This is a genomic window from Conyzicola sp. (assembly GCF_057073975.1).
On the sequence record NZ_JBXMIS010000045.1, the window covers coordinates 22,201 to 41,032 of the forward strand.

Below are 18,832 nucleotides of genomic sequence, written 5' to 3' on the forward strand. Positions count from 1 at the left end.
CTCGGATGCCGGGCGCCCGATCACCTGACCCGTCGCCGCATGCGCAGCGTCGCGAGCGTCGTGAACACGGCCGTCATGGCAAGGAGCACCCCGATCACGAAGACGCCGGGCACCTGCCAGTCGCCGACCGTGGTGGTGAGGCCGAAGAAGTCGCGAAGATAGGCTCTCGCCTCTGGCTGGTCGGCCGTGAGCGCGGCAAGAGTCTGCTCAGAGAGCTGCCGCCGGATGAGCGTGGCCGACTGCCCGAACGGCATCGAGTTGATGAGGGAGCGCACCCCCTCGGGAAAGAGCCCGATGGGCACGTAGGCGCCGGCGAGAAAGCCGAGGCTTGTGCCCACGATCGTGGCGAGGGCGGAGAAGGCTCCTGGCGTGCGGATGAACGACACGATGAGCGCCGACAGCGAGGCGAACCCCACGCAGCTGAGCACGATCTCGCCGCCGATCACGGCGACCTGCGCCGCCGTGAGCATGAGGCCGTCGACGAAGAACAGGTAGACGCCGCTCAGCAACAGGACGATGACGCTCATACTCACCGCGACGACCACACTCGACAGCAGGTAGCCGAGCACGAGCTCGCTGCGCGTGATCGGCGACACGACGAAGTCGCGGAATCGCGAGGTGGCCGCGTCATCCACGAAGCTGCTGAAGGCACCGAGGCCCGTGGTTATCGTGGTGATGCCGATGATGCCAGCGAACATCCACGTGTCGACGAACGCAGAGATGGTGGCAGAGCTCGAATCGGGGAAGCTGCCCTCGAGGCTGGCGGTCTGGAGGCTGCGCAGGAAGAGGGTGTGCAGCATGAACAGCACGAGGGCGCCGAGCAGAGAGAAGAACACGCCGAGTCGGTCGCGAAAGTAGATGCGGAGGTTGCGACCCGTCACCGCGGCGATGACCTTCACGACGCTGCGACCGAGTTCTGCTCTGCGGTGACGGCGAGGAAGACGTCGTCCATAGTTCCATGTCGAAACTCGAAGTCCGTCACGTCGTCGCCGTGCGCGGCGAGGAGGCGGCGGGCGACGGTGGCATCGGGCACGACGATGCGAACGGGGTCGGTGCCGTCGATGGCGCACCCGGTTCGCGTCGCGAGATCGGTCAGCGCACCGGGGTTGCGGGTGGCAACGGTGAGCACGCTGCTGCTGTACTCGGCTCGAAGCTCGGCGGGGCTTCCCTGCGCGACCAACCGCCCGTGATCGATGAGGCAGACGCGATCGGCCTCCTCCGTCTCCTCCATGTAGTGCGTGGTGAGAAAGACCGTGAGCCCGTGTCTCTGCCGCAGCTCGCGTATGGTCGCCCAGACCAGGGCGCGCCCGGCGGGGTCGAGGCCAGCAGTTGGCTCGTCGAGGAAGATCAGCGACGGCGACGACAGCAGTGCCCGTGCGATGTCGACGCGTCGCTTCTGCCCACCAGAGAGTCGGCCGTAGCGACGGCCGAGGACGCCGTCGAGCCCGACGAGAGCGCTCAGCTCGGTGATGCGGGCGGCGACCGCGCGCCGTTCTGCACCGTAGAACGTGCCGCGCACGCGCAGGTTCTCCCCGACAGAGAGGAATGGATCCAGCAGCGACTCCTGAAACACCACTCCGATACCAGCCCGCACCGCATCGGGTTCGGTGCGCACGTCGTGCCCGAGCACGGTGATATCACCGGCGTCGGCATCGAGAAGGGTGGTCAGGCAGGAGATGGTTGTCGACTTGCCTGCGCCGTTGGTGCCGACGAACGCGAAGACACTGCCGCGGTCGACCACGAAGCTCACGTCATCGACGGCGATCGTCGGGCCGAAGCGCTTGGTGAGGCCCCGCACGGTGATGGCGGGCGTTGTCGCGTTCATGCGTCGAGCGTGCGCCGGAGATCGTGGGCCCTACAGAGCCATTGGTCCTGCGGGACCTTTGACCCTAAAAGTGGCCACACCCTCGGCGCAGTCTGGTGTGCGCATCCACTACCGGAAGTGAGGGCTACCTGATGTCGGAAGCACCACCTGTCGTTGCACCGCCTGCTCCGGCCGCGTCTGCAGCGGGCCGACGATCGGGGTGGTTTGCCCTGATCGTGATCGGCAGCATCCTGACGTTCATCTCCGCCACGACGCTCGCTGCCGCGGCCACTATCGCCGGCGCCGTCTTCTCTCGTACTGACGACGGGTACCTCACGACACCGTCGGCGCGACTCTCTGCCCAGACGTTCGCGGTCGTCAGCCCACCGGCGCGACTGGAGGGGGCACGAGGGGCGGACTCGCTGCCCGACATCCGCATCTCGCTGTCAGCGGGCACGCCGGGCGGCGAACCCGTGTTCATCGGCATCGGCCCGACGGCCGACGTCAAGGAGTACCTCGCCGACGTGCATGTCGCAGAGATCACAGGCATGCGCGGCGTGCCGTTCGAGCTGCGAACGCGCGACATTGCCGGAACAGAACAGCCGGAGTCGCCGGATTCCCAGGACTTCTGGGTCGCCTCAGACGCAGGAGGGGGAGTGCGCGAGCTCACCTGGCTCATCGAGCCGGGCACCTGGACGGTGGTCATCATGAATGCCGACGGCACGCAGGGCATCAGCACCAATGTCGCGGCCGGAGTCGAGGCACCGTGGGCGGCGCCGCTCGCCGCAACCTTCGCGGCAGTGGCCGCAGGCATGCTGCTGATCGGCGTCGCGGTCATCCTCGTTGGAGTGTTCGGCTGGGGGCGCGGTCGCGCATCCACTGCACCGATCGTCGGGGCATACCCGGTAGCCGTCACTGGCGTGCTGCGGGGCACGCCGTCGCAGTGGCTGTGGCTGGTCAAGTGGATTCTGGCGATACCCCACTGGATCGTGCTGGCGATCCTATGGGTCGCGTTCGTCGTCGCCACCATTGCGGCTGGCTTCGCGATCCTGTTCACCGGCCGGTATCCGCGCCCGATCTTCGAGTTCACCGTGGGGGTTCTGCGCTGGAACTGGCGCGTGTCGTTCTACTCCTACTCGGCGCTCGGCACCGACCAGTACCCGCCGTTCACCCTCGAGCACACCGACTACCCGGCAGACTTCGACGTGGTCTACCCCGAGCGCCTGTCACATGGGCTCGTGCTTGTGAAGTCGTGGCTGCTCGCGATTCCCCACCTTCTCGTGGTCAGCATCCTGACCGGCGGTGCGATGTGGGGCGTCGGCTCGTGGCCGGGCAACTGGCCAGGCGGCGGCTGGCCCCCGGGGGGCGTGAGCGCCTCCCTGCTGAGCCTTCTTGTTCTCGTGGCCGCGGTCATCCTTCTGTTCACCGGTCGCTACCAGCAGCCGCTGTTCGACCTCATCATGGGCGTCAACCGCTGGGCGCTGCGCGTTGCCAGCTACGTCGCGCTCATGCGAGACGAGTACCCGCCGTTCCGACTCGATCAGGGGGCAGCCGAGCTCCCGACGGCAAACACGGTGTTGTCGAACGATGGCACCGCACACTGAAAGGAGGCGGCAATCGTGCACGCCATAGTCATTTACGAGACCCTCTGGGGCAACACGGAGAAGATCGCACGGGCGATCGCCAAAGGGCTCGAGACCGCTATGACCGTCGACGTCGTTGACACCGACTCGGCACCCACGGCCCTCGATGCCTACGACCTCGTGGTGGTCGGCGGTCCTACCCATGCATTCTCGATGTCTCGACCCTCGACCCGTAAAGGCGCCGTCGAGACAAACGGTGCCCCTGCGGCGCCGCACCGCGGGCTTCGCGAGTGGCTCGCCGATCTCGAACCGCACTCACGATCCATTCGGGCTGTCGCATTCGACACGAGGGTCGACTCCCCGCGGCTGCCGGGCTCTGCCGCGAAGGCTGCACGGCACGAACTGCGCTCGCTCGGCTTCGATGTGACCATCAAGGCGGAGTCGTTTCGCGTGCATGGCTACGAGGGCCCCCTGCTCGCCAACGAGCTGGAGCGAGCAGAGCACTGGGCCAAGCGGCTGATACCCGTCACCATGGCGGGCAGTGGGCGCGAGGCGCACGAGGGGCACCACGATGTCTGATCGTGTGCGGTTTGTCGAGAGAAACGGCCCGTGGGGCTTCTTCTTCTTGCTCGCCTACATCGGGGCGGCGATCTACTTCATCGCGACGTCAGACGGGAGCTTCTGGGCGGTGGTGCTCGGGCTGCTCAAGGCGATCGTCTGGCCGGTGTACGCGACCTACCACGTGCTGGAGGCGCTCGGGGCGTAGTGCCGTGTCCTTGGGCGCAAACGCATCAGCGTCTTCGACAATGAGGGGGTGAGTCATCCACATCCCGGCACCTACCGCCACTACAAGGGCGGCCTCTACGAGGTCGTGGATGTCGCCCGCCACTCAGAGACGGAGGAGTGGTTCGTGGTCTACCGCGCCCTCTATGGCGAGCGCGGGCTGTGGGTGCGACCGCTCGCGATGTTCCTTGAGACGGTCGAGGTGGACGGGGCTCAGGTGCCTCGCTTCGTGCCGGCCTGAGCGCGAGTCGGTGACGTCACCTCGCCCAGGCGCGAAATTCAGGTTCAGCGGCGATCCATCGGCCATATGCCCATGGATGGCGGCCAAGCCTGAATTTCGAGCACCGTAAGCCTGCGGTCTTGAGCTGCATGGTCGCGAGGAAGAGCTGCTCCTTCGACCTGAAGGGTAGATGGTCGTGAACGTCGCGGTTCCGCTCGCGCGGGCCAGCCGCACCCCAGTTACGGGGGGCTGGAAGGGTTTGTCTGTCCGTCATACGCTTGGCCGTATGGTTGTCGCGCGAGAAGGGATGCCCGTCTCGCGAGGAGCACGCGGCGGGCCGACGTTCGCTGCCATCCAGGTGCTCACGTGGGTGATGATCGCCCTCTTCCTCACCTTCCTCATCGCCCTGTTCATCCTCAACGGCAAGCCGCAGCCGGCCATCAATGTCGGTGTCTCCATCGCGAGCCAGTGGGTGCCGGCGACCCTGTTCTGGCTGGTCGTCTACCGAACGGGCTTCGCGCGCTGGGATGTGCTGTTCGCGGCCATCGGCGTCACCTTCTCCGCCTTGGGCGACACCTACTACTCGCTCGCCATGGACGAGAACGGCTCCCTCGAGTTTCCGTCTATCGCCGACATCGGGTACCTGCTCTTCTACCCGTTCATGATCGCCGCGATCATCGCCTTGATCCGCCACCAGCGCGGGGGATTCTCCCGGTCGGTGCTGCTGGACAGCGCGGTCGCTTCCCTCGGCTCCGCGGCCGTGCTGGCAGTGCTGCTCTCACCGGTGATCTCCGAGGCCCTCACCGGCGAGACCTCCTTCTCCTCCGTCGTCGCGGCGCTCTATCCCTTGCTCGACGTGCTCATCGTCGCGGCTATCGTCGGCGTCGCCGCCTCCCCGAGCCTCGAAGTCGGCCGCCGCTGGGGCTACCTCGTCGCCGGTCTGCTCATCCTCACATCGGGCGACGTCGCCTATGCCCTCCTCGAGTACCACGGGCGCTACTCGGCCGGCACCCCGCTCGACGCCGTCTGGACCCTTGGCCTTGTGGTGCTCACGATCTGGGTGCTCGCGCAGCAGCGCACCCACGACAGGTCGACACGCTCGTCGCCCTTCCTCGTGCCTGTGCCTGCGCTCTCGGTCATCGCCGGGCTCGCCGTGCTCGTTCTCGGCACCCAGGTGGAGGTGACCCCGGTCGCGATAGTGCTGGCGGCGCTCGCTGTCGCCCTCGCCGCGGTTCCGATGATGCTGCGCCAGGCGGTGCTGTCTCGCCTGCTCGAAGGGCGCAACACGGTGGTGCATCAGCTCGAGGAGCTCGACCGGGCCAAGAGCGAGATGATGTCGACGGTCAACCACGAGCTCCGCACCCCGCTCACGTCGATCCGCGGGTACGTCGAACTGCTCATGGAGGGTGAGGGCGGCGCCATCACCGAGGAGGGGCAGAAGATGCTGCGCGTGGTCGATCACAACGCCGACCGCCTCGAGAACCTCGTCAACGACATGCTCACCATGTCGCGGCTCGACACCCAGAGCGGGGCCATGTCATCGCGGCCAGTCGACCTCGTGTCGCTGCTCGACACCGTCGAGATCTCGCTGCGGCCGTTCGCGAAGTCGCGCGATGTCGAGATCATGATCGAGTCAGAGGGCGCGCCCGCGATAATCACCGGCGATCGCAAGCAGCTTGAGCGCGCATTCACGAACCTCACCCACAATGCGGTCAAGTTCACCCCGGAGGGCGGATCGGTGGGAATCGAGCTCGAGTCGGAGGATGGCGCTGTCGTCGTGCGGGTGATCGACACGGGCATCGGGATTCCAGAGCGCGACGTGCCGCTGCTGTTCGGCCGCTTCTTCCGTGCCTCGAACGCCCAGTCAGAGGCGGTGCCGGGCACCGGACTCGGCCTCGCCATCGTGCGCGGCATCGTCGTCGCCCACGGTGGGGCGATCTCCGTTGCCTCCACGGAGGGCATCGGCACGACGGTGCGCGTCGAGCTTCCGCTGGCTAGCGTTGGATCATGACCCCGCAGGAGATCGCCAACCTCGTGCACCTTCGCCGCGCTCGCGACTTCATCGACCGCGAGTACGCGCAGCCGCTCGATGTGCCGGCCATGGCGGCACGGGCGTTCATGTCGACGGCCCACTTCTCTCGAAGCTTCGCAGCCGCCTACGGTGAGACCCCGTACAGCTATCTCATGACGCGTCGCATCGAGCGGGCCATGGCGCTGCTGCGGGCCGGTGTGTCGGTGACGGACGCCTGCATGGCGGTTGGGGCGACATCCCTCGGCTCGTTCAGTTCGCGGTTCACCGAGATCGCGGGGGAGACCCCGAGCGCGTACGCGGCACGCGAGCACACCGCCATCGAGCTGATGCCCTCCTACGTTGCGAAGATCACCACCCGACCGCTTCGTCAGGCACAGAGCAGGATTCGAGAAGCGGTCGGCGCGCCCGCTTCCTAGAGTTGTGGCCATGACAACAGCACTCCGTTACGCGCCGATCACCGTCCACGACGTGGACGAGGCCCTCGCCTTCTACCGTGACGCCCTCGACCTCGAGGTGCGCAACGACGTCGCCAACGGCGGGTTTCGCTGGGTGACGCTCGGCTTCCCTGGCGACTCCGTCACCGAGCTCGTGCTCTCGGTTCCCCACGCGGGGCGATCCGAGGCCGATGGCGACGCCATGCAGGCGCTGCTGGCTAAGGGAATGCTGCCCTCGCTCATCTTCGTCGTCGACGACCTCGACGCAACCTTCGAGCGCGCCGTCGCGGCCGGGGGCGAGGTGCTCCAGGAGCCGGTCGACCAGCCGTGGGGCCCGCGCGACTGCGCCTTTCGCGACCCGTCGGGCAACGCCATCCGCATCAACCAGGCGGCCTAGGCGCTACTCCCGCGTTGCCTCGATGTGCATGATCGCCGCCTGGGTGCGCCGCTGAAGTCCGAGCTTGGCGAGCAGGCCGGAGATGTAGTTCTTCACGGTCTTCTCTGCGAGGTCGAGGCGCTCGCCGATCTCGCGGTTGGTGAGGCCCTCGGCGATGAGCGGCAGGATCTCGCGCTCGCGCCCCGTGAGGGTCTCCAGCAGCGGGTCGGCGGTGTGGGTCGTGGTGATGCGGTCGACGACCCGGCGGTTGAGCGACGGATGCAGCAGCTGCTCGCCAGCGGCGACGCGGCGCACAGAGTCGATGAGGCGCGTTCCCTGCACGTCTTTGAGCACATACCCGGATGCCCCGGCGAGCACGGAGGCATAGGTCGCCTCGTCGTCGTCGTAGCCGGTGAGGATGAGGCAGTGTGTCTCCGGCAGCTCCGAGCGCACATCGCGGCACACATCGATGCCACTCCCGTCGGGAAGTCGAACGTCGAGAACGGCGACGTCGGGGCGGGTCGCGCGAATGCGCGCCCGAGCCTGAGCGGCGGTTCCTGCCTCTCCAACGACCTCGATGTCGGGGTGCGCGTTCAGCAGCTCGGTGATGCCGCGGCGCACGAGCTCGTGGTCGTCGACAAGGAAGACGCGGATCATGATGCCTCCTGCAGATCGCTCTCGACCGGAACCGTCCAGCGCAGGCGAGTGCCGGTGCTGTCGGAGTCGAAGTGGAAGGTGCCGCCCCGCAGTGCAGCTCGTCGCTCGAGGTTGGCGAGTCCGCTGCGGCGGCCGCTCGCTGCTGCTCCCTGACCGTCGTCGGTGATCTGGAGCACGACATCCGGTCCCTCGACCGACAGGCCGACGGTCGTGTTCTGCGCGTTGGCGTGCTTGACGACGTTCATCAGCGCCTCGCGGGTGACGGCCACGATGTCGTCGGCGATGTCGTCGGTGAGCAGTAGGTCTACCGGTCCGGAGAAGTGGACGGTCGGCGTGTGGGGCAGGCCGATGGCTGCGTCCTTCACGAGGGTGAGGATCGCCTCGCGGATTCCCGACGACGCCGTGCCGCTCGGCGACGCGAGGGCGAAGATGATGGTGCGGATGTGCGAGATGCTCGCGTCGATTCCCTCGACCGCCTGCATGATCCGCTCTGGCGAGACGCCAGCTGCCGCGATCGCCTGCAGCTCGAGGCCGGTTCCGAACAGCTGCTGGATGACGTGGTCGTGCAGGTCGCGGGCGATGCGTCCGCGATCCTCGATGAGCTCCATTCGCTGCAGGTCGGATCGGGCGGCCGCAAGCTCCATCACGACGCTCGCCTGCTGCGTCAGCTCTGCCGCGAACTCGAGGTCGCCCCGGGCAAAGCGCTCGTCTATGCCGTGTCGAACGGCAGCCAGCACGGCGCTCGACCCGTCTGCGAGATGGAACGGAACGGCAATGGCTGACGATGGCCTGCCGTCGATGCGCTCGTCGAGTTGCGCTGGCCGCCCAGAGCGCAGCGCGGATTCCGCGGCGGTGCCGGCGACGAGGTAGGTGCTGTTCACGGTCTCCTCGTGCAGCCCCCTCGCCATGGTCACTGTCAGGGTGGCTGGGTCCTCCGACGGCACGAGCACGTAGACCGTGTCGGCAGAGGTGAGGTCGAGCACCCGCGTGCACAGGATTCCCATGGTCTGCCCGTCATCGCCGGCGAGAAGCGCACCGGCCATCTCAGCCGAAGCGGCAGCCCACGCCTGGCGCCGGTGCGTCTCAGAGTAGAGCCGCGCGTTCTCGATGGCGATGCCGGCGGTGGCGGCGAGGGCGGTGACGAGCTGCTCGTCCTCCTGGCTGAACTGCCCGCCTTTGCGGTTGCTGAGGTAGAGGTTGCCGTACACCTCGTCGCGAACCCGGATCGGCACACCGAGGAAGCTGTCCATCGGCGGATGCCCGGCGGGAAATCCCACCGACAGCGGGTGGTCGGCGATGGATGGGATGCGAATGGGGTGCGGGTCGTCGATCAGCGCACCGAGCAGGCCGTGCCCCTCGGGAAGGTGGCCGATAGCGGCGATCTCCTCCGGCGTCATTCCGATGGAGATGAACTGCTCGAGACCGCCCTCCGGCGACACGACGCCCAGTGCCCCATAGCGCGCCCCGACCAGCTCGACCGCCGCATCGATGATGCGCTGCAGCACGACGGGCAGATCGAGGTGCTCGATGATCGCGCTGTTGGCGCGAAGCAGCGCCCGCAGCCTCCCTTGCGTGCCGAGCACCTCTCTCGCGCTCGTCATGAGGTCGTCAAGAGCCTTGTCGAGACCCTCGCGCGGCTCGTCGGGGAAGCTGAGTGGCATGCGACCGCCTCGGTGGTGGAACGTGCTGAGGTCCCTATCGTTGCAGACACAGCCCGCCACCGGCACCTAGCGGAGCCAGGACTGGCTGCGCACGATGGCGAGTTCGCGCCACTGGCGGCCGAATCCCCAGGTGTCTCCTGCCGATGTCGCGGCGATCGCGATGAGGGCGAGGGCGTAGACGATGTGGTAGTCGACGAGCGGGTTGTTCGATCCGGTGTTCGGCGTGAACGGCCACTCGGCGAGGTACATCAGCACCATGAGGATGCTGCCGGCGACGGCAGAGACGCGCAGCCCGATACCGAGCATGACCGCAAGACCGATACCGAGCATGCCCGCCATGAACAGCCAGTCGGTGAGGGGGCTCGCGATGCTAGCGAAGAACTCCTTGAGCGGGCCGACGACGGCGTCGCTCTTGAGGAACCCCTGACTGGGAGCGCCTCCGTTGATCCAGGCCCGCTCGACCGGCGTCGCGTAGCCGAGACCGAAGGTCTTGTCGACGAAGGCCCAGAGGAAGATGAAGCCGGTGCCGAAGCGCAGCAGGGCGAGGGCGACGCGACCTGCTCGTCCTTCGTGTGCGAGACCGGAGGCGGTCGACATTGTCGACGCGCCGGCGGTGTGAGTGAGCGTTGCAGTCATGTCAAACCCCTTTGCTGGTGGCCGACGAACTGCGTCGGTCGGTGGATGGTTCCACGACAACTGTGGGCTCTTGGTGCTCCCGAAGTTAGGGTCGAAGGTCCCGTCGCTCGATCGCAGACAGCACCTGAAGGAGAGGCTGCGGCAGGTGCTCTGACAGCAGCGCGGCGGTGAGCGCTCTGCCGTACTTCTCCTTGCGGCCGCCGATGGTTCCGAAGAACCGGTGCAACTGGCGGTCGAGCGTGCGCTCGCGCTGCGCCGGCTGGTTCTGGAACACCCGGAATGCGGCGAGGTCGCCCTCCGCGTCGAGCACATCGAGCACGCGGGCGTGGCCGAGAGCGCGCATCAGCTCGTACTCGAGGTCGGGGTCGCACGCGACGATGGTCGGCACCCCGGCCCGCTCGAAGTGTCCGACCTCGGCGATGTCGCAGAGCCCGACGAGGTGCACCCCGCCCAGCAGGGAGACGAATCGCCGGATGCTCATCGCGCCACCCATGGGAACGACCAGCACGCCGTCGAGGTCGGCCGTCGCGATCCCCGCCGCCGTCTCGACCGCGGCGAGGTCGCTCGCGCCCTCCACGAGCACGACCGTGCGCAGGGCGCCGGGCAGCGTGACAGAGCCCCCGCCCGCAGCCGCGTGCATGATCGCGGTGCGCAGCTCCAGCATCCGTCCATCCAAACACCAGTCGTACGCTCAATCCCATAGCAGTGCTCGCGCAGAGCGCAACCCCCGCCGAAATCCCAGCCGCCCGGGCCATCATGAGCGAATGGAGACCTTCGGCCTTGAAGAGGAGTTCATGCTCATCGACCCCGGGTCGCTCGAGCCGGTGCCGGAGGCGCGCGAGATCCTCGACTCGCTTCGCCGGTCGGCGGGTGCCGACGGCACGAAGGAGTTCCTCGCCTCCCAGGTCGAGCACTCGTCACGCATCTTCTCCACGGTTGCGGATGCGCTCGCAGAACTCACCGCGTTCCGCACGCGGCTCGCGGCGACGGCAGCAGAGCGCGGGCTCGCCGCCGTCAGCGTCGGCGTTCCATTCCAGACGACGCCGTATCCGCTGCTGACACCGGGCGACCGCTACGACGAGGTCGAGCACGAGTTCCGCTCCGTCGTCGCCGACCACCAGGTCAACGGCCTTCACGTGCACGTGCACGTTCCCGACCGCGAGGCTGGCGTTCTGGCGCTCAACCGGGTGCGCACGTGGATCCCGGTGCTCCTGGCGCTCAGCGGCAACTCGCCGTTCTGGCGCGGAGCCGACACGGGGTTCTGCAGCTGGCGCAGCATCATCCTTCGGCGCTGGGTGACGGCGGGTTGCCCACCGCACTTCGAGGACGCCGCTGACTACGACCGGCGCCTGCACCAGCTCGTCGGCGTCGGCGGCACCGTCGACGTCGAGACCGTCGCCTGGAACGCCCGACTGTCAGAGCACTGGCCGACGCTTGAGTTTCGGGTGTTCGACGCCCAGCTCGAGCCGGAGGACTCCGTGCTGCTCGCCGCCCTCGCTCGTGGACTCGTCGCCGTCGCCCTCGACGAGGAGCACTCTGAGCCGGCGCCTCCGCCGGAGCTGCTCGACGCTGCCCTCTGGCACGCGGCTCGCGACGGCATCAGCGGGTCGCTCGTGCACCCCGTGACCGGTCGGCTGGAGCCAGCGAGGACGGTGGTGGACGCGATGGTCGACCGGGCGCGCCAGCGGCTGGAGCTCGGCTCCGACCTCGACTTCGTCACGGAGTCGATCGACCGGGTGTTCCGCGACGGCACGGGTGCGACCCGCCAGCGCGCCGCGCACGCCGTGGGCAGCATCATCCGGCTCGGAGACCTGACCGAGGTGCACTGAGCACCGGCAAAGCTCAGCTGGCGTTCAGCTACTGCTCGGCGGTCTCTGATGCTCGACACGCGAAAAGTCGATAATTTATAGGCGATCGATCAGCTGTGTCAAGGGGTCCACGTGCTCCCGGGCAGCCATCGATACCCTGAACGCATTCACTTCCCCCAACCCCGGAAGGCGACATTTTTGGGAACGCTGTACTACGGAGATGCGCGAGTTGCCATCCCCATCGACGACCGAGCGCTGACGCACCTTCGGTTCGTGATCCTCACCAAGTTCCGTCGAGGGGAGTCCTTCGGATTCTCCTGGGCGAAGTCGGCCAACGAGGGCAGCGGCCGGTCCACCGTGTGGTTGCATCCGTCCATCCCGCTCCAGTTCGAGTTCGAGGGAAGCCGCAGCCCGAGCCTCAATCGTCAGTGGCTAGAGGAGCTCACCCGCCAGGCGGCAACGAGCGGCGGCTTGCTCGTGACAGAGGAGCCGAAGCAGGAGTCGGGCGACGACGACGTCGTCGCGGCCTGAGTGCTCGGCGACCGAGACGCTCGCCCGCGACTGGGGCGTATCCTGTCGTCAGGTTTCAGGTCACGACAGGAGTCACCGGTGGGAACGCTGTACTACGGCAACGCACGAACCCCTATCGAGGTGGAGGATCGTGCGCTCGCGCATCTGAAGTTCGTCATTCTCGCAAAGCTTCGCCGCAACGAGGGCTTCGGCTTCTCGTGGTCGAAAGGCATGGAGCATGGGGGCGGTCGGTCGACCGTCTGGGTCGCCCCATCCATTCCCCTGCAGTTCGACTTCGCCGAGCAGGCCCGCCCCGCCCTCAACCGCGCATGGCTCGAAGCGCTGACCCAGCAGGCGGCCACGAGCGGGGGGCTCTCGCTCATCCCAGAGCCGACCGAGGCAGATCCAGAGCAGCCCTAGCCCGCCGGTTCGCCTGGGAGTAGTCTCGCGACATGGGCGGCCAACGGCGGGCGTTTGCGATCGTTGCGATGTCGTTCGCCCTCGCCCTCTCCGGCTGCAGCAGCACGGCCGGCTCGGCCCCAGAGGCGCTGTGCAACCTCTCGGCCACTGGCACGCTCGAGCGGCTCGTCGACGGCGGCTATCTCTATACCTTCGCCAATGGCACGACGGCGCGCATCGCCTTCGCCAACGGCGCGTGCGTGCTCGACTCCAACCCGTTCCCCATTCAGCGGGAGGAGCGCACGGAGTGGGAGCTCGGCTTCACCTACGACTACTACCTCAGCAAGCTCGGGCCGTGCCTTAACGGATTCGGCTTCCCCCTTGTCGCCCCTCCGAGCCGCGAGGACTTCATCGCCTCGGGAGGCGACTGGTCGCCGTACGACGCTGTCTTCACCGCCATGGTGAGCGGGTCGACCATTGCGCAGCTCAACAGCGTGTGCCCTCGGCATCCGCCGGCACTGCCGTAGCTGGCTCTGAGACCTAGCGGCCCATCGCGTCGTAGCGCGCGAGTGCATCGGCATCGCGGGCGTTGGTGACAGCTCGTCGAGCGGCGTCGAGCGCCTCCACCGGGTCGGCCTCCACCTCGGCGTGGGCGAGTTCCCGCTCTGCCTCGGAGAGTCGTGCCCGTGCCTCAGCGCTGACCCGCGACCCGCCGGCGCCGATGAATCCCTTGGCTGCGGCCAGCTGGCCACGAGCGGAGACGAGAGTGCCGGCGAGGGCGAGGCGTGCGTGCTCGAGGCGCTGCGACTGGTTGCGTGCGGTCGCGAGGGCGGTGTCGAGTCGGGCGTTGGCTGCGTTCAGAGCATCGAGGGATTCGAAGGGATCGCTGGGCCGCCCCGCCGACGCGATCTCACCGAGAACCCGTTCGACGCCCGCGATCGCGTCGACGATCGCCGCGCCCGTGTCGGCGTCGGGAGCCGCGTCGCGCTGCGCCCGCGCCTCGGCGAGGTCGTCTTTCGTGGCGGCGACCATGCTCGCAACGGCGGCGGCCGCGTTGTCGAGCTCTGCCTCGAGCGTGCCGATGCCGTCGAGCAGTGCGGTTGCGCGACCAACGGCGGTGGTTGCTGCGGCGAGCTCCGGGGTGACGGCGTTCACTCCGGCTGGCGAGAGCTGCGAGGTCGCGGTTGCAACGGTCGCCGTCGCGGTGGCGAGCGCTCGCTCAGCCTCGGCCACCGCATCCTCATGCTCCTCTGCCACTCGCGGGCGGTAATCGGCGGCAAGGCGCGCGAGCGTCGTGCGTGCTGGCGCGATCCGCGCCGTCGTGGCGGCGATCGAGGCCGACAGCGAGTCGAGCGCCTTCGGTGCCGCCAGCTCTGCCGACCGGCGTGCCGTGAACGAGCCCTGCTGCTCGTCGAGACGCTGCTGGGCCTTCTCGGTGAAGGCGATCATCTGCAGCGTCAGCTCGCGCTTCCGGGTGTCGGACTCGGGGAAGGCGTCGTCGAGCTCCTTGCGCAGCCGGAATGCGCTTGTTGCGAGTGCGGCAGCAGAGTCGACGGCTGCGGCGAACTCCGCCGTCTTCTCCTCCCCGAACTGCGCAATCGCGAAGCCGAGCTCGTCGCGCGCCGCAGCGACGGAGTCGTCGAGGCGCACGAGCGCGATGTCTGCGCGTGCCCGAAGGCCGGGCAGCCCGCTCGCGCTGCTCGACCGCGCTCCCTGGCGATTGCGGAACAGGAGGGCGAGGCCGACAATGAAGGCGGCGACGACGATGACGCCGACAACGATCGAGATAATGACGAGTGTGGTGGCCATCGCCAGTTATTGTACGGCGGCACGAGTGGGGATTAGCGGCGTATCCTCCCGGGTTTTCTCTGCTTGTGCCCTTAAGGTGGCCTCGTGTGGCGTGCCAACCAAACGAACGAGTTCGACCCGGACCACGGGCCGGATCACTCTGATGAGCCCGCGCACCTCGAGACCCAGGCACAGGTCACGACGCCGCAGGCGCTCAGCATGACCGGCTCGATCGGCATCGAGCCATCGAACATCGCGGAGCCGACCTGGCTGCGCTGGCACAGTGAGCTGCAGGCGGTGGGAGGGGCGTCATCCCTCCTCCACTTCGCCGACTCGCCGCGCACGCGCATCGAGCTCGGCGCGACGCACCCCGGCGGTCTCGCCCAGTTCATCACGGGCAAGACGACCCTCCTCTCCAACCTCATCCGTGACGACCTCGCGCTGCGCAGCGCCAAGGTCGCGGCCGGCCTCATCGCTGCGAAGGGGCTGGAGCTCGCGTCAACTCGAGGCATCGACGCCGTGCACCTCGGCATCGGCATCGCAGAGTGGAGCAACGCCGACGAGCACTACCGGGCTCCTGTGCTGCTGCGCCCGCTCGCCATCCGCCGTGCGGGCCGCGACTTCGAGGTGAAGCTGCGCGGTCGCGCCATCCTCAACCCTCGCCTGGCCGAGGCACTCAAGGCGCAGTTCGGCCTAGAGCTCGACGCGCGCGCCTTCGTCGCCCTCGCCGACGCCGACGGAACCTTCAAGCCGAACCCCGTCATCGACCGCCTCCGCGGTCTCACCTCCCACCTCGAGTCGTTCAGCGTGAGCCCGCGCCTCGTCGTGTCGAGCTTCGCGGATGTCGCGAGCGCCATGGCGAAGGACGCGCGCGACCTGGAGCACCCGGTGCTCGATGCGCTGGCGGGAAACCCCACCGCACGCTGGACGGTGGAGGAGAGCTTCACCGAGGTCGCAGCGATGAGCGCCGACGTGCGCCCGCCGCAGACCGACACCCTGCTGCTCGATGCCGACAGCGAGCAGGAGAACGTGATCGCCCAGGTTGCCGCCGGCAACTCGCTCGTCGTTCGCACCCTGCCAGGCACAGGCAGCACCCAGACCATCGTCAACGCCATCGGGGCGCTCGTCGGGCAGAACAAGCGCGTTCTGGTGGTCGGTGCGCGCAGGGCGTCGCTGCTCGGCATCGCGCAGCGCCTCGGCGATATCGGGCTCGGGGGTCTTGCGGTCTCGCCGTCGTCGTTGCGCAAGGACATCATCCGGTCCATCGGTCGCAGCGAGAAGGCCAAGCACCCGCACGTCGGCGAGGTGGATGACGCCCTCGTGCGACTGCGCACCGTCATCATGGACTACCGCGGGGCGCTCTCGAAGCCAGACCCGGTGATCGGCGTCTCGGTGCTCGACTGTGTCACTGAGCTCGCGCGTCTCGCGCTGCTGCCGACGCCGCCCGCGACGACGGCTCGTCTCAGTCGAAAGTCGGTCGAGGCGCTCGCCCACGGCCGCCAGCACGCGATCGACGTGATGGCCACCGCGGCCAAGCTCGGGGAGTTTCGCTACGGCCCGAACGACTCGCCGTGGTACGGCGCCCAGTTCCTCTCCGGCGACGATGCCGCAGCCGCCCACCGGCTGTCGCAGCAGCTGTGGAACCACGATGTGCCGTACCTCATCGACAAGGCGACCGAGCTGGTTGCCTCGACGCACATGCGGCCGTTCACCACGATTCACGAGCTCGGCGTCTACCTCGGCCTGCTCGTCGATCTTCGCGAGTCGCTCGACAAGTTCCAGCCGGTCGTCTTCGACCGCTCCATCACCGAGCTCATCACCGCAACGTCAAAGCGCCGTGACACCCCCGACATGTCGCCGGCCAACCGCCGTCGCCTCGTCAAGCTCGCCAAGGAGTACCTGCGCCCCGGCGTGCACGTCGGCGACATGAACGCCGCCCTCATGCGCATCCGCGACCAGCGCGTGCTCTGGCAGCGCTTCGCCGCCGAGGGTGCGCCACCGCACGTACCCGTCGGCATCGCCGAGGTTCTCAGCGCCTACCGCGAGGTGGAGAAGAACCTCGCGACCCTCGATGAGCCGCTCGGGTCGTTCACCCCTGACACCTCGCTCGCGCACATGCCGCTGCACCAGCTCACCGCGACCCTGCAGGGCCTTGCCGCCGAGTCGGAGGTGCTCACCAACCTGCAGGAGCGCACGGCGCTCATGAACGAGCTGCGCGACCTCGAGGTCGAACCGCTCACGATCGACCTTTCCAACCGCCACGTGCCGGAGTCGCAGGTTGCCGCAGAGCTCGAGCTCGCGTGGTGGCGCTCCGCCCTCGAGTCGCTGCTCGAGAGCGACCGCGCCCTGCTCGGAGCCAACACGAGCGTGCTCGACCGTCTCGAGGCCGACTTCCGTCTCGTCGACGAGGCCCATGCCGCAGGCAGCGCCGCGCTGCTCTCGTGGCAGCTGGCCGAGAACTGGAAGATCGGCCTCATGGACTGGCCAGAGGAGGCCGACCTTCTCAAGCGCCTGCTGCGCAGCGACAGCTTCACGGCCTTCGACCTGCAGACCTCTGCCCCGCACCTTTCCCGGGCGGTCGCGCCGGTGTGGCTCGCCTCTCCGTACGAGGTGCACGCGGTTGCCGACACGCTGCCGTTCGACACGGTCATCCTCGTGGATGCCGGTGCCACCACGATCGCAGAGAACGCCGGCGCGATCCGCCGCGGCCGCCAGCTCGTCGCCTTCGGCGACCCGGTGACGCAGACGCCCGCGCCGTTCTCCATCGCCATTGCCGAGGATGCCGAAACCGGCTCGCCCGCGCCGAGCGACGTCGACGAGTCCCGCCTCGATGCCCTCCACGAGGACTCGGCGCTCGCGCGCCTCTCCTCGCTGCTGCCGACCCTCACCCTCACCCGCTCCTACCGCCCCGGCGGCGAGGAGCTCGCAGAGCTCGTCAACCGCCGCTTCTACGGCGGACGCATCTCCGCCCTCCCGTGGGCTGGCAGCTTCCTCGGCCACGGCAGCCTTGAGCTCGAGTACGTCGAAGACGGCACCGGCATGCCCGACAGCTACACGGGAGCCGTCGAGAGCGTCGATGCAGAGGTCAACCGAGTGGTCGAGCTCGTGCTCGACCATGCCTCGACGAAGCCGCGCGAGTCGCTTATGGTCATCACCGCGTCCCCGCTGCACGCTGTGCGGGTGCACCAGGCGGTGCTCGCGGCGGTGGGCACGCACCCAGAGCTCAGCGACTTCCTCATCGGCGACCGGGCTGAGCCGTTCACTGTCGTCACGATCGACCAGGCGGTCGCAGAGAGCCGCGACCGCGTCATCCTCTCGATCGGCTTCGGGCGAACGCCCCACGGTCGCGTGCTCACCAACTTCGGAATCCTCGGGGAGCCGGGTGGGGAGCGCCTTCTCGCCGTCGCCATGACGCGCGCCCGCCGCTCGATGGCGATCGTCTCGTGCTTCCAGCCAACCGACATCGACGAGTCGCGCATGAGCCACGGCGCCGTCGCGCTTGCCGAGATCCTCGCAGAGGTGGATGCCCGCCTCGCGGACTCCCCGATCCCCGACGACCGCGACCCCATGCTCGTCGACCTCGCCCGGCGGCTCGCCGCGAAGGGCATCAACGTCGAGCTCGGTCACCGTGGCAAGCTCGGCCTCGTCGCCTCGCACGGCGGTCGCTGCGCGGCGATCGAGACCGACGCGGTGCTATTGCGGTCGAGCCTGCGCGAGTCGCTGCGCCTCCGCCCAGAGCTGCTGCGCCGACTCGGCTGGCACTACCTCCGGGTGCACGCCTTCGAGCTCTTCAGCGACCCGGATGCCGTCACGCGCCGCATCGTCACCCTCCTCGGCGCCGACGCAGAGCCGGTCACCGAGCCCATTCAGATCATCGCGAGCCCGGCGAGCGCATGACCGGAGAGCACGTCGGCACCCCGCTGCCGGAGGAGCAGGACATCGCCCTCGGCAACACCCCGCCGACGGGACGCCACCGCGGCCGCCGTGTGACGACAGAGGCGCCAGCAGGCAGCGACCCGAACCCCGCGCCAGAGCCGCAGCGCGGCTCAGGCACAGAGAACGACGATCGACTCAAGGCCGACAAGCCGCCGCACTGGGGCTAGCGCTGGTCGACTCCGCGCGCAGCCAGCAGGTCGCGGAT

General features: G+C 68.2%; 20 protein-coding genes. 13 read left to right on the forward strand and 7 right to left on the reverse strand.

Going from position 1 to position 18,832, the window contains the following annotated elements:
• Positions 1-20: 20 nt before the first annotated feature.
• Together AC14A7_RS04175 and AC14A7_RS04180 are read right to left on the reverse strand one after the other, a co-directional pair.
• The gene (locus AC14A7_RS04175) at positions 21-899 is read right to left on the reverse strand and encodes an ABC transporter permease (RefSeq protein ID WP_484006629.1); all 879 of its coding nucleotides are present in this window, start codon (positions 897-899) and stop codon (positions 21-23) included.
• Complete coding sequence (locus AC14A7_RS04180; RefSeq protein ID WP_484006630.1) at positions 896-1,825, reverse strand: ABC transporter ATP-binding protein; 930 nt, start codon at positions 1,823-1,825, stop codon at positions 896-898. The genes AC14A7_RS04175 and AC14A7_RS04180 overlap by 4 nt, the downstream gene beginning before the upstream one ends.
• Positions 1,826-1,956: 131 nt before the next feature.
• On the opposite strand from AC14A7_RS04180, the gene AC14A7_RS04185 reads away from it, so the two are divergent.
• The 7 genes from AC14A7_RS04185 to AC14A7_RS04215 all read left to right on the forward strand — a co-directional run bounded on the left by AC14A7_RS04185 (position 1,957) and on the right by AC14A7_RS04215 (position 7,253).
• Positions 1,957-3,408: a DUF4389 domain-containing protein gene (locus tag AC14A7_RS04185; protein ID WP_484006631.1), complete on the forward strand. Its 1,452-nt coding sequence runs from the start codon at positions 1,957-1,959 to the stop codon at positions 3,406-3,408.
• Positions 3,409-3,423: 15 nt separating this feature from the next.
• A complete protein-coding gene (locus AC14A7_RS04190; protein ID WP_484006632.1) occupies positions 3,424-3,966 on the forward strand; it encodes a flavodoxin family protein in 543 nt (180 codons plus the stop codon).
• The gene (locus AC14A7_RS04195; protein WP_484006633.1) at positions 3,959-4,153 is read left to right on the forward strand and encodes a hypothetical protein; all 195 of its coding nucleotides are present in this window, start codon (positions 3,959-3,961) and stop codon (positions 4,151-4,153) included. Before AC14A7_RS04190 ends, AC14A7_RS04195 begins: the two co-directional genes overlap by 8 nt.
• Before the next feature lie 48 nt (positions 4,154-4,201).
• Complete coding sequence (locus AC14A7_RS04200; RefSeq protein ID WP_484006634.1) at positions 4,202-4,411, forward strand: DUF1653 domain-containing protein; 210 nt, start codon at positions 4,202-4,204, stop codon at positions 4,409-4,411.
• Positions 4,412-4,676: 265 nt separating this feature from the next.
• The gene (locus AC14A7_RS04205) at positions 4,677-6,401 is read left to right on the forward strand and encodes a sensor histidine kinase (protein ID WP_484006635.1); all 1,725 of its coding nucleotides are present in this window, start codon (positions 4,677-4,679) and stop codon (positions 6,399-6,401) included.
• A complete protein-coding gene (locus AC14A7_RS04210) occupies positions 6,398-6,838 on the forward strand; it encodes a helix-turn-helix transcriptional regulator (RefSeq protein WP_484006636.1) in 441 nt (146 codons plus the stop codon). Before AC14A7_RS04205 ends, AC14A7_RS04210 begins: the two co-directional genes overlap by 4 nt.
• Positions 6,839-6,848: 10 nt before the next feature.
• Positions 6,849-7,253 carry a VOC family protein gene (locus tag AC14A7_RS04215; RefSeq protein WP_484006637.1) on the forward strand — a complete coding sequence of 135 codons (405 nt, stop codon included), beginning with the start codon at positions 6,849-6,851 and terminating at the stop codon, positions 7,251-7,253.
• A gap of 3 nt (positions 7,254-7,256) precedes the next feature.
• On the opposite strand, the gene AC14A7_RS04220 is transcribed toward AC14A7_RS04215, so the two are convergent.
• From AC14A7_RS04220 to AC14A7_RS04235, 4 genes are all read right to left on the reverse strand, one after another.
• Positions 7,257-7,889, reverse strand: coding sequence for a response regulator (locus tag AC14A7_RS04220; RefSeq protein ID WP_484006638.1), 633 nt, complete (start codon positions 7,887-7,889; stop codon positions 7,257-7,259).
• Positions 7,886-9,550, reverse strand: a complete 1,665-nt coding sequence (locus AC14A7_RS04225; protein WP_484006639.1) for a GAF domain-containing sensor histidine kinase — start codon at positions 9,548-9,550, stop codon at positions 7,886-7,888. Before AC14A7_RS04225 ends, AC14A7_RS04220 begins: the two co-directional genes overlap by 4 nt.
• A gap of 66 nt (positions 9,551-9,616) precedes the next feature.
• Positions 9,617-10,186, reverse strand: coding sequence for a DoxX family protein (locus AC14A7_RS04230; protein ID WP_484006640.1), 570 nt, complete (start codon positions 10,184-10,186; stop codon positions 9,617-9,619).
• Positions 10,187-10,271: 85 nt separating this feature from the next.
• Positions 10,272-10,850, reverse strand: a complete 579-nt coding sequence (locus tag AC14A7_RS04235) for a TOPRIM nucleotidyl transferase/hydrolase domain-containing protein (RefSeq protein WP_484006641.1) — start codon at positions 10,848-10,850, stop codon at positions 10,272-10,274.
• A 100-nt stretch (positions 10,851-10,950) separates the two neighbouring features.
• Here AC14A7_RS04235 and AC14A7_RS04240 point away from each other — a divergent pair, with 100 nt between their 5' ends.
• The 4 genes from AC14A7_RS04240 (at position 10,951) to AC14A7_RS04255 (ending at position 13,430) form a co-directional block, all read left to right on the forward strand.
• Entirely contained in the window at positions 10,951-12,015 is a 1,065-nt protein-coding gene (locus tag AC14A7_RS04240) for a carboxylate-amine ligase (RefSeq protein ID WP_484006642.1), read from the forward strand.
• A 177-nt stretch (positions 12,016-12,192) separates the two neighbouring features.
• On the forward strand, positions 12,193-12,525 hold the full coding sequence (locus AC14A7_RS04245; protein WP_484006643.1) for a DUF7882 family protein: 333 nt from the start codon (positions 12,193-12,195) through the stop codon (positions 12,523-12,525).
• Between the two features lie 78 nt (positions 12,526-12,603).
• Complete coding sequence (locus tag AC14A7_RS04250; protein ID WP_484006644.1) at positions 12,604-12,924, forward strand: DUF7882 family protein; 321 nt, start codon at positions 12,604-12,606, stop codon at positions 12,922-12,924.
• Between the two features lie 32 nt (positions 12,925-12,956).
• Positions 12,957-13,430: a hypothetical protein gene (locus AC14A7_RS04255; protein ID WP_484006645.1), complete on the forward strand. Its 474-nt coding sequence runs from the start codon at positions 12,957-12,959 to the stop codon at positions 13,428-13,430.
• Between the two features lie 13 nt (positions 13,431-13,443).
• Here AC14A7_RS04255 and AC14A7_RS04260 read toward each other — a convergent pair whose 3' ends face one another.
• On the reverse strand, positions 13,444-14,712 hold the full coding sequence (locus AC14A7_RS04260; protein WP_484006646.1) for a hypothetical protein: 1,269 nt from the start codon (positions 14,710-14,712) through the stop codon (positions 13,444-13,446).
• 198 nt (positions 14,713-14,910) lie between these two features.
• Between AC14A7_RS04260 and AC14A7_RS04265 the strand changes: the two genes are divergently transcribed.
• Positions 14,911-18,588 carry a DEAD/DEAH box helicase gene (locus AC14A7_RS04265; protein ID WP_484006647.1) on the forward strand — a complete coding sequence of 1,226 codons (3,678 nt, stop codon included), beginning with the start codon at positions 14,911-14,913 and terminating at the stop codon, positions 18,586-18,588.
• Positions 18,585-18,794 (forward strand): hypothetical protein, encoded by a 210-nt coding sequence (locus AC14A7_RS04270; RefSeq protein WP_484006648.1) that lies wholly within the window; start codon positions 18,585-18,587, stop codon positions 18,792-18,794. Before AC14A7_RS04265 ends, AC14A7_RS04270 begins: the two co-directional genes overlap by 4 nt.
• The last annotated feature ends 38 nt before the right edge of the window (positions 18,795-18,832 follow it).

What these genes read in the sequence shown, in the direction of transcription:
- AC14A7_RS04180 (WP_484006630.1), bottom strand. Translation starts at nt 1,825, where the DNA reads ATGAACGCGACAACGCCCGCCATCACCGTGCGGGGCCTCACCAAGCGC.
- AC14A7_RS04185 (WP_484006631.1), top strand. Translation starts at nt 1,957, where the DNA reads ATGTCGGAAGCACCACCTGTCGTTGCACCGCCTGCTCCGGCCGCGTCT.
- AC14A7_RS04195 (WP_484006633.1), top strand. Translation starts at nt 3,959, where the DNA reads ATGTCTGATCGTGTGCGGTTTGTCGAGAGAAACGGCCCGTGGGGCTTC.
- AC14A7_RS04205 (WP_484006635.1), top strand. Translation starts at nt 4,677, where the DNA reads ATGGTTGTCGCGCGAGAAGGGATGCCCGTCTCGCGAGGAGCACGCGGC.
- AC14A7_RS04210 (WP_484006636.1), top strand. Translation starts at nt 6,398, where the DNA reads ATGACCCCGCAGGAGATCGCCAACCTCGTGCACCTTCGCCGCGCTCGC.
- AC14A7_RS04215 (WP_484006637.1), top strand. Translation starts at nt 6,849, where the DNA reads ATGACAACAGCACTCCGTTACGCGCCGATCACCGTCCACGACGTGGAC.
- AC14A7_RS04220 (WP_484006638.1), bottom strand. Translation starts at nt 7,889, where the DNA reads ATGATCCGCGTCTTCCTTGTCGACGACCACGAGCTCGTGCGCCGCGGC.
- AC14A7_RS04225 (WP_484006639.1), bottom strand. Translation starts at nt 9,550, where the DNA reads ATGCCACTCAGCTTCCCCGACGAGCCGCGCGAGGGTCTCGACAAGGCT.
- AC14A7_RS04230 (WP_484006640.1), bottom strand. Translation starts at nt 10,186, where the DNA reads ATGACTGCAACGCTCACTCACACCGCCGGCGCGTCGACAATGTCGACC.
- AC14A7_RS04235 (WP_484006641.1), bottom strand. Translation starts at nt 10,850, where the DNA reads ATGCTGGAGCTGCGCACCGCGATCATGCACGCGGCTGCGGGCGGGGGC.
- AC14A7_RS04240 (WP_484006642.1), top strand. Translation starts at nt 10,951, where the DNA reads ATGGAGACCTTCGGCCTTGAAGAGGAGTTCATGCTCATCGACCCCGGG.
- AC14A7_RS04255 (WP_484006645.1), top strand. Translation starts at nt 12,957, where the DNA reads ATGGGCGGCCAACGGCGGGCGTTTGCGATCGTTGCGATGTCGTTCGCC.
- AC14A7_RS04260 (WP_484006646.1), bottom strand. Translation starts at nt 14,712, where the DNA reads ATGGCCACCACACTCGTCATTATCTCGATCGTTGTCGGCGTCATCGTC.
- AC14A7_RS04265 (WP_484006647.1), top strand. Translation starts at nt 14,911, where the DNA reads ATGACCGGCTCGATCGGCATCGAGCCATCGAACATCGCGGAGCCGACC.
- AC14A7_RS04270 (WP_484006648.1), top strand. Translation starts at nt 18,585, where the DNA reads ATGACCGGAGAGCACGTCGGCACCCCGCTGCCGGAGGAGCAGGACATC.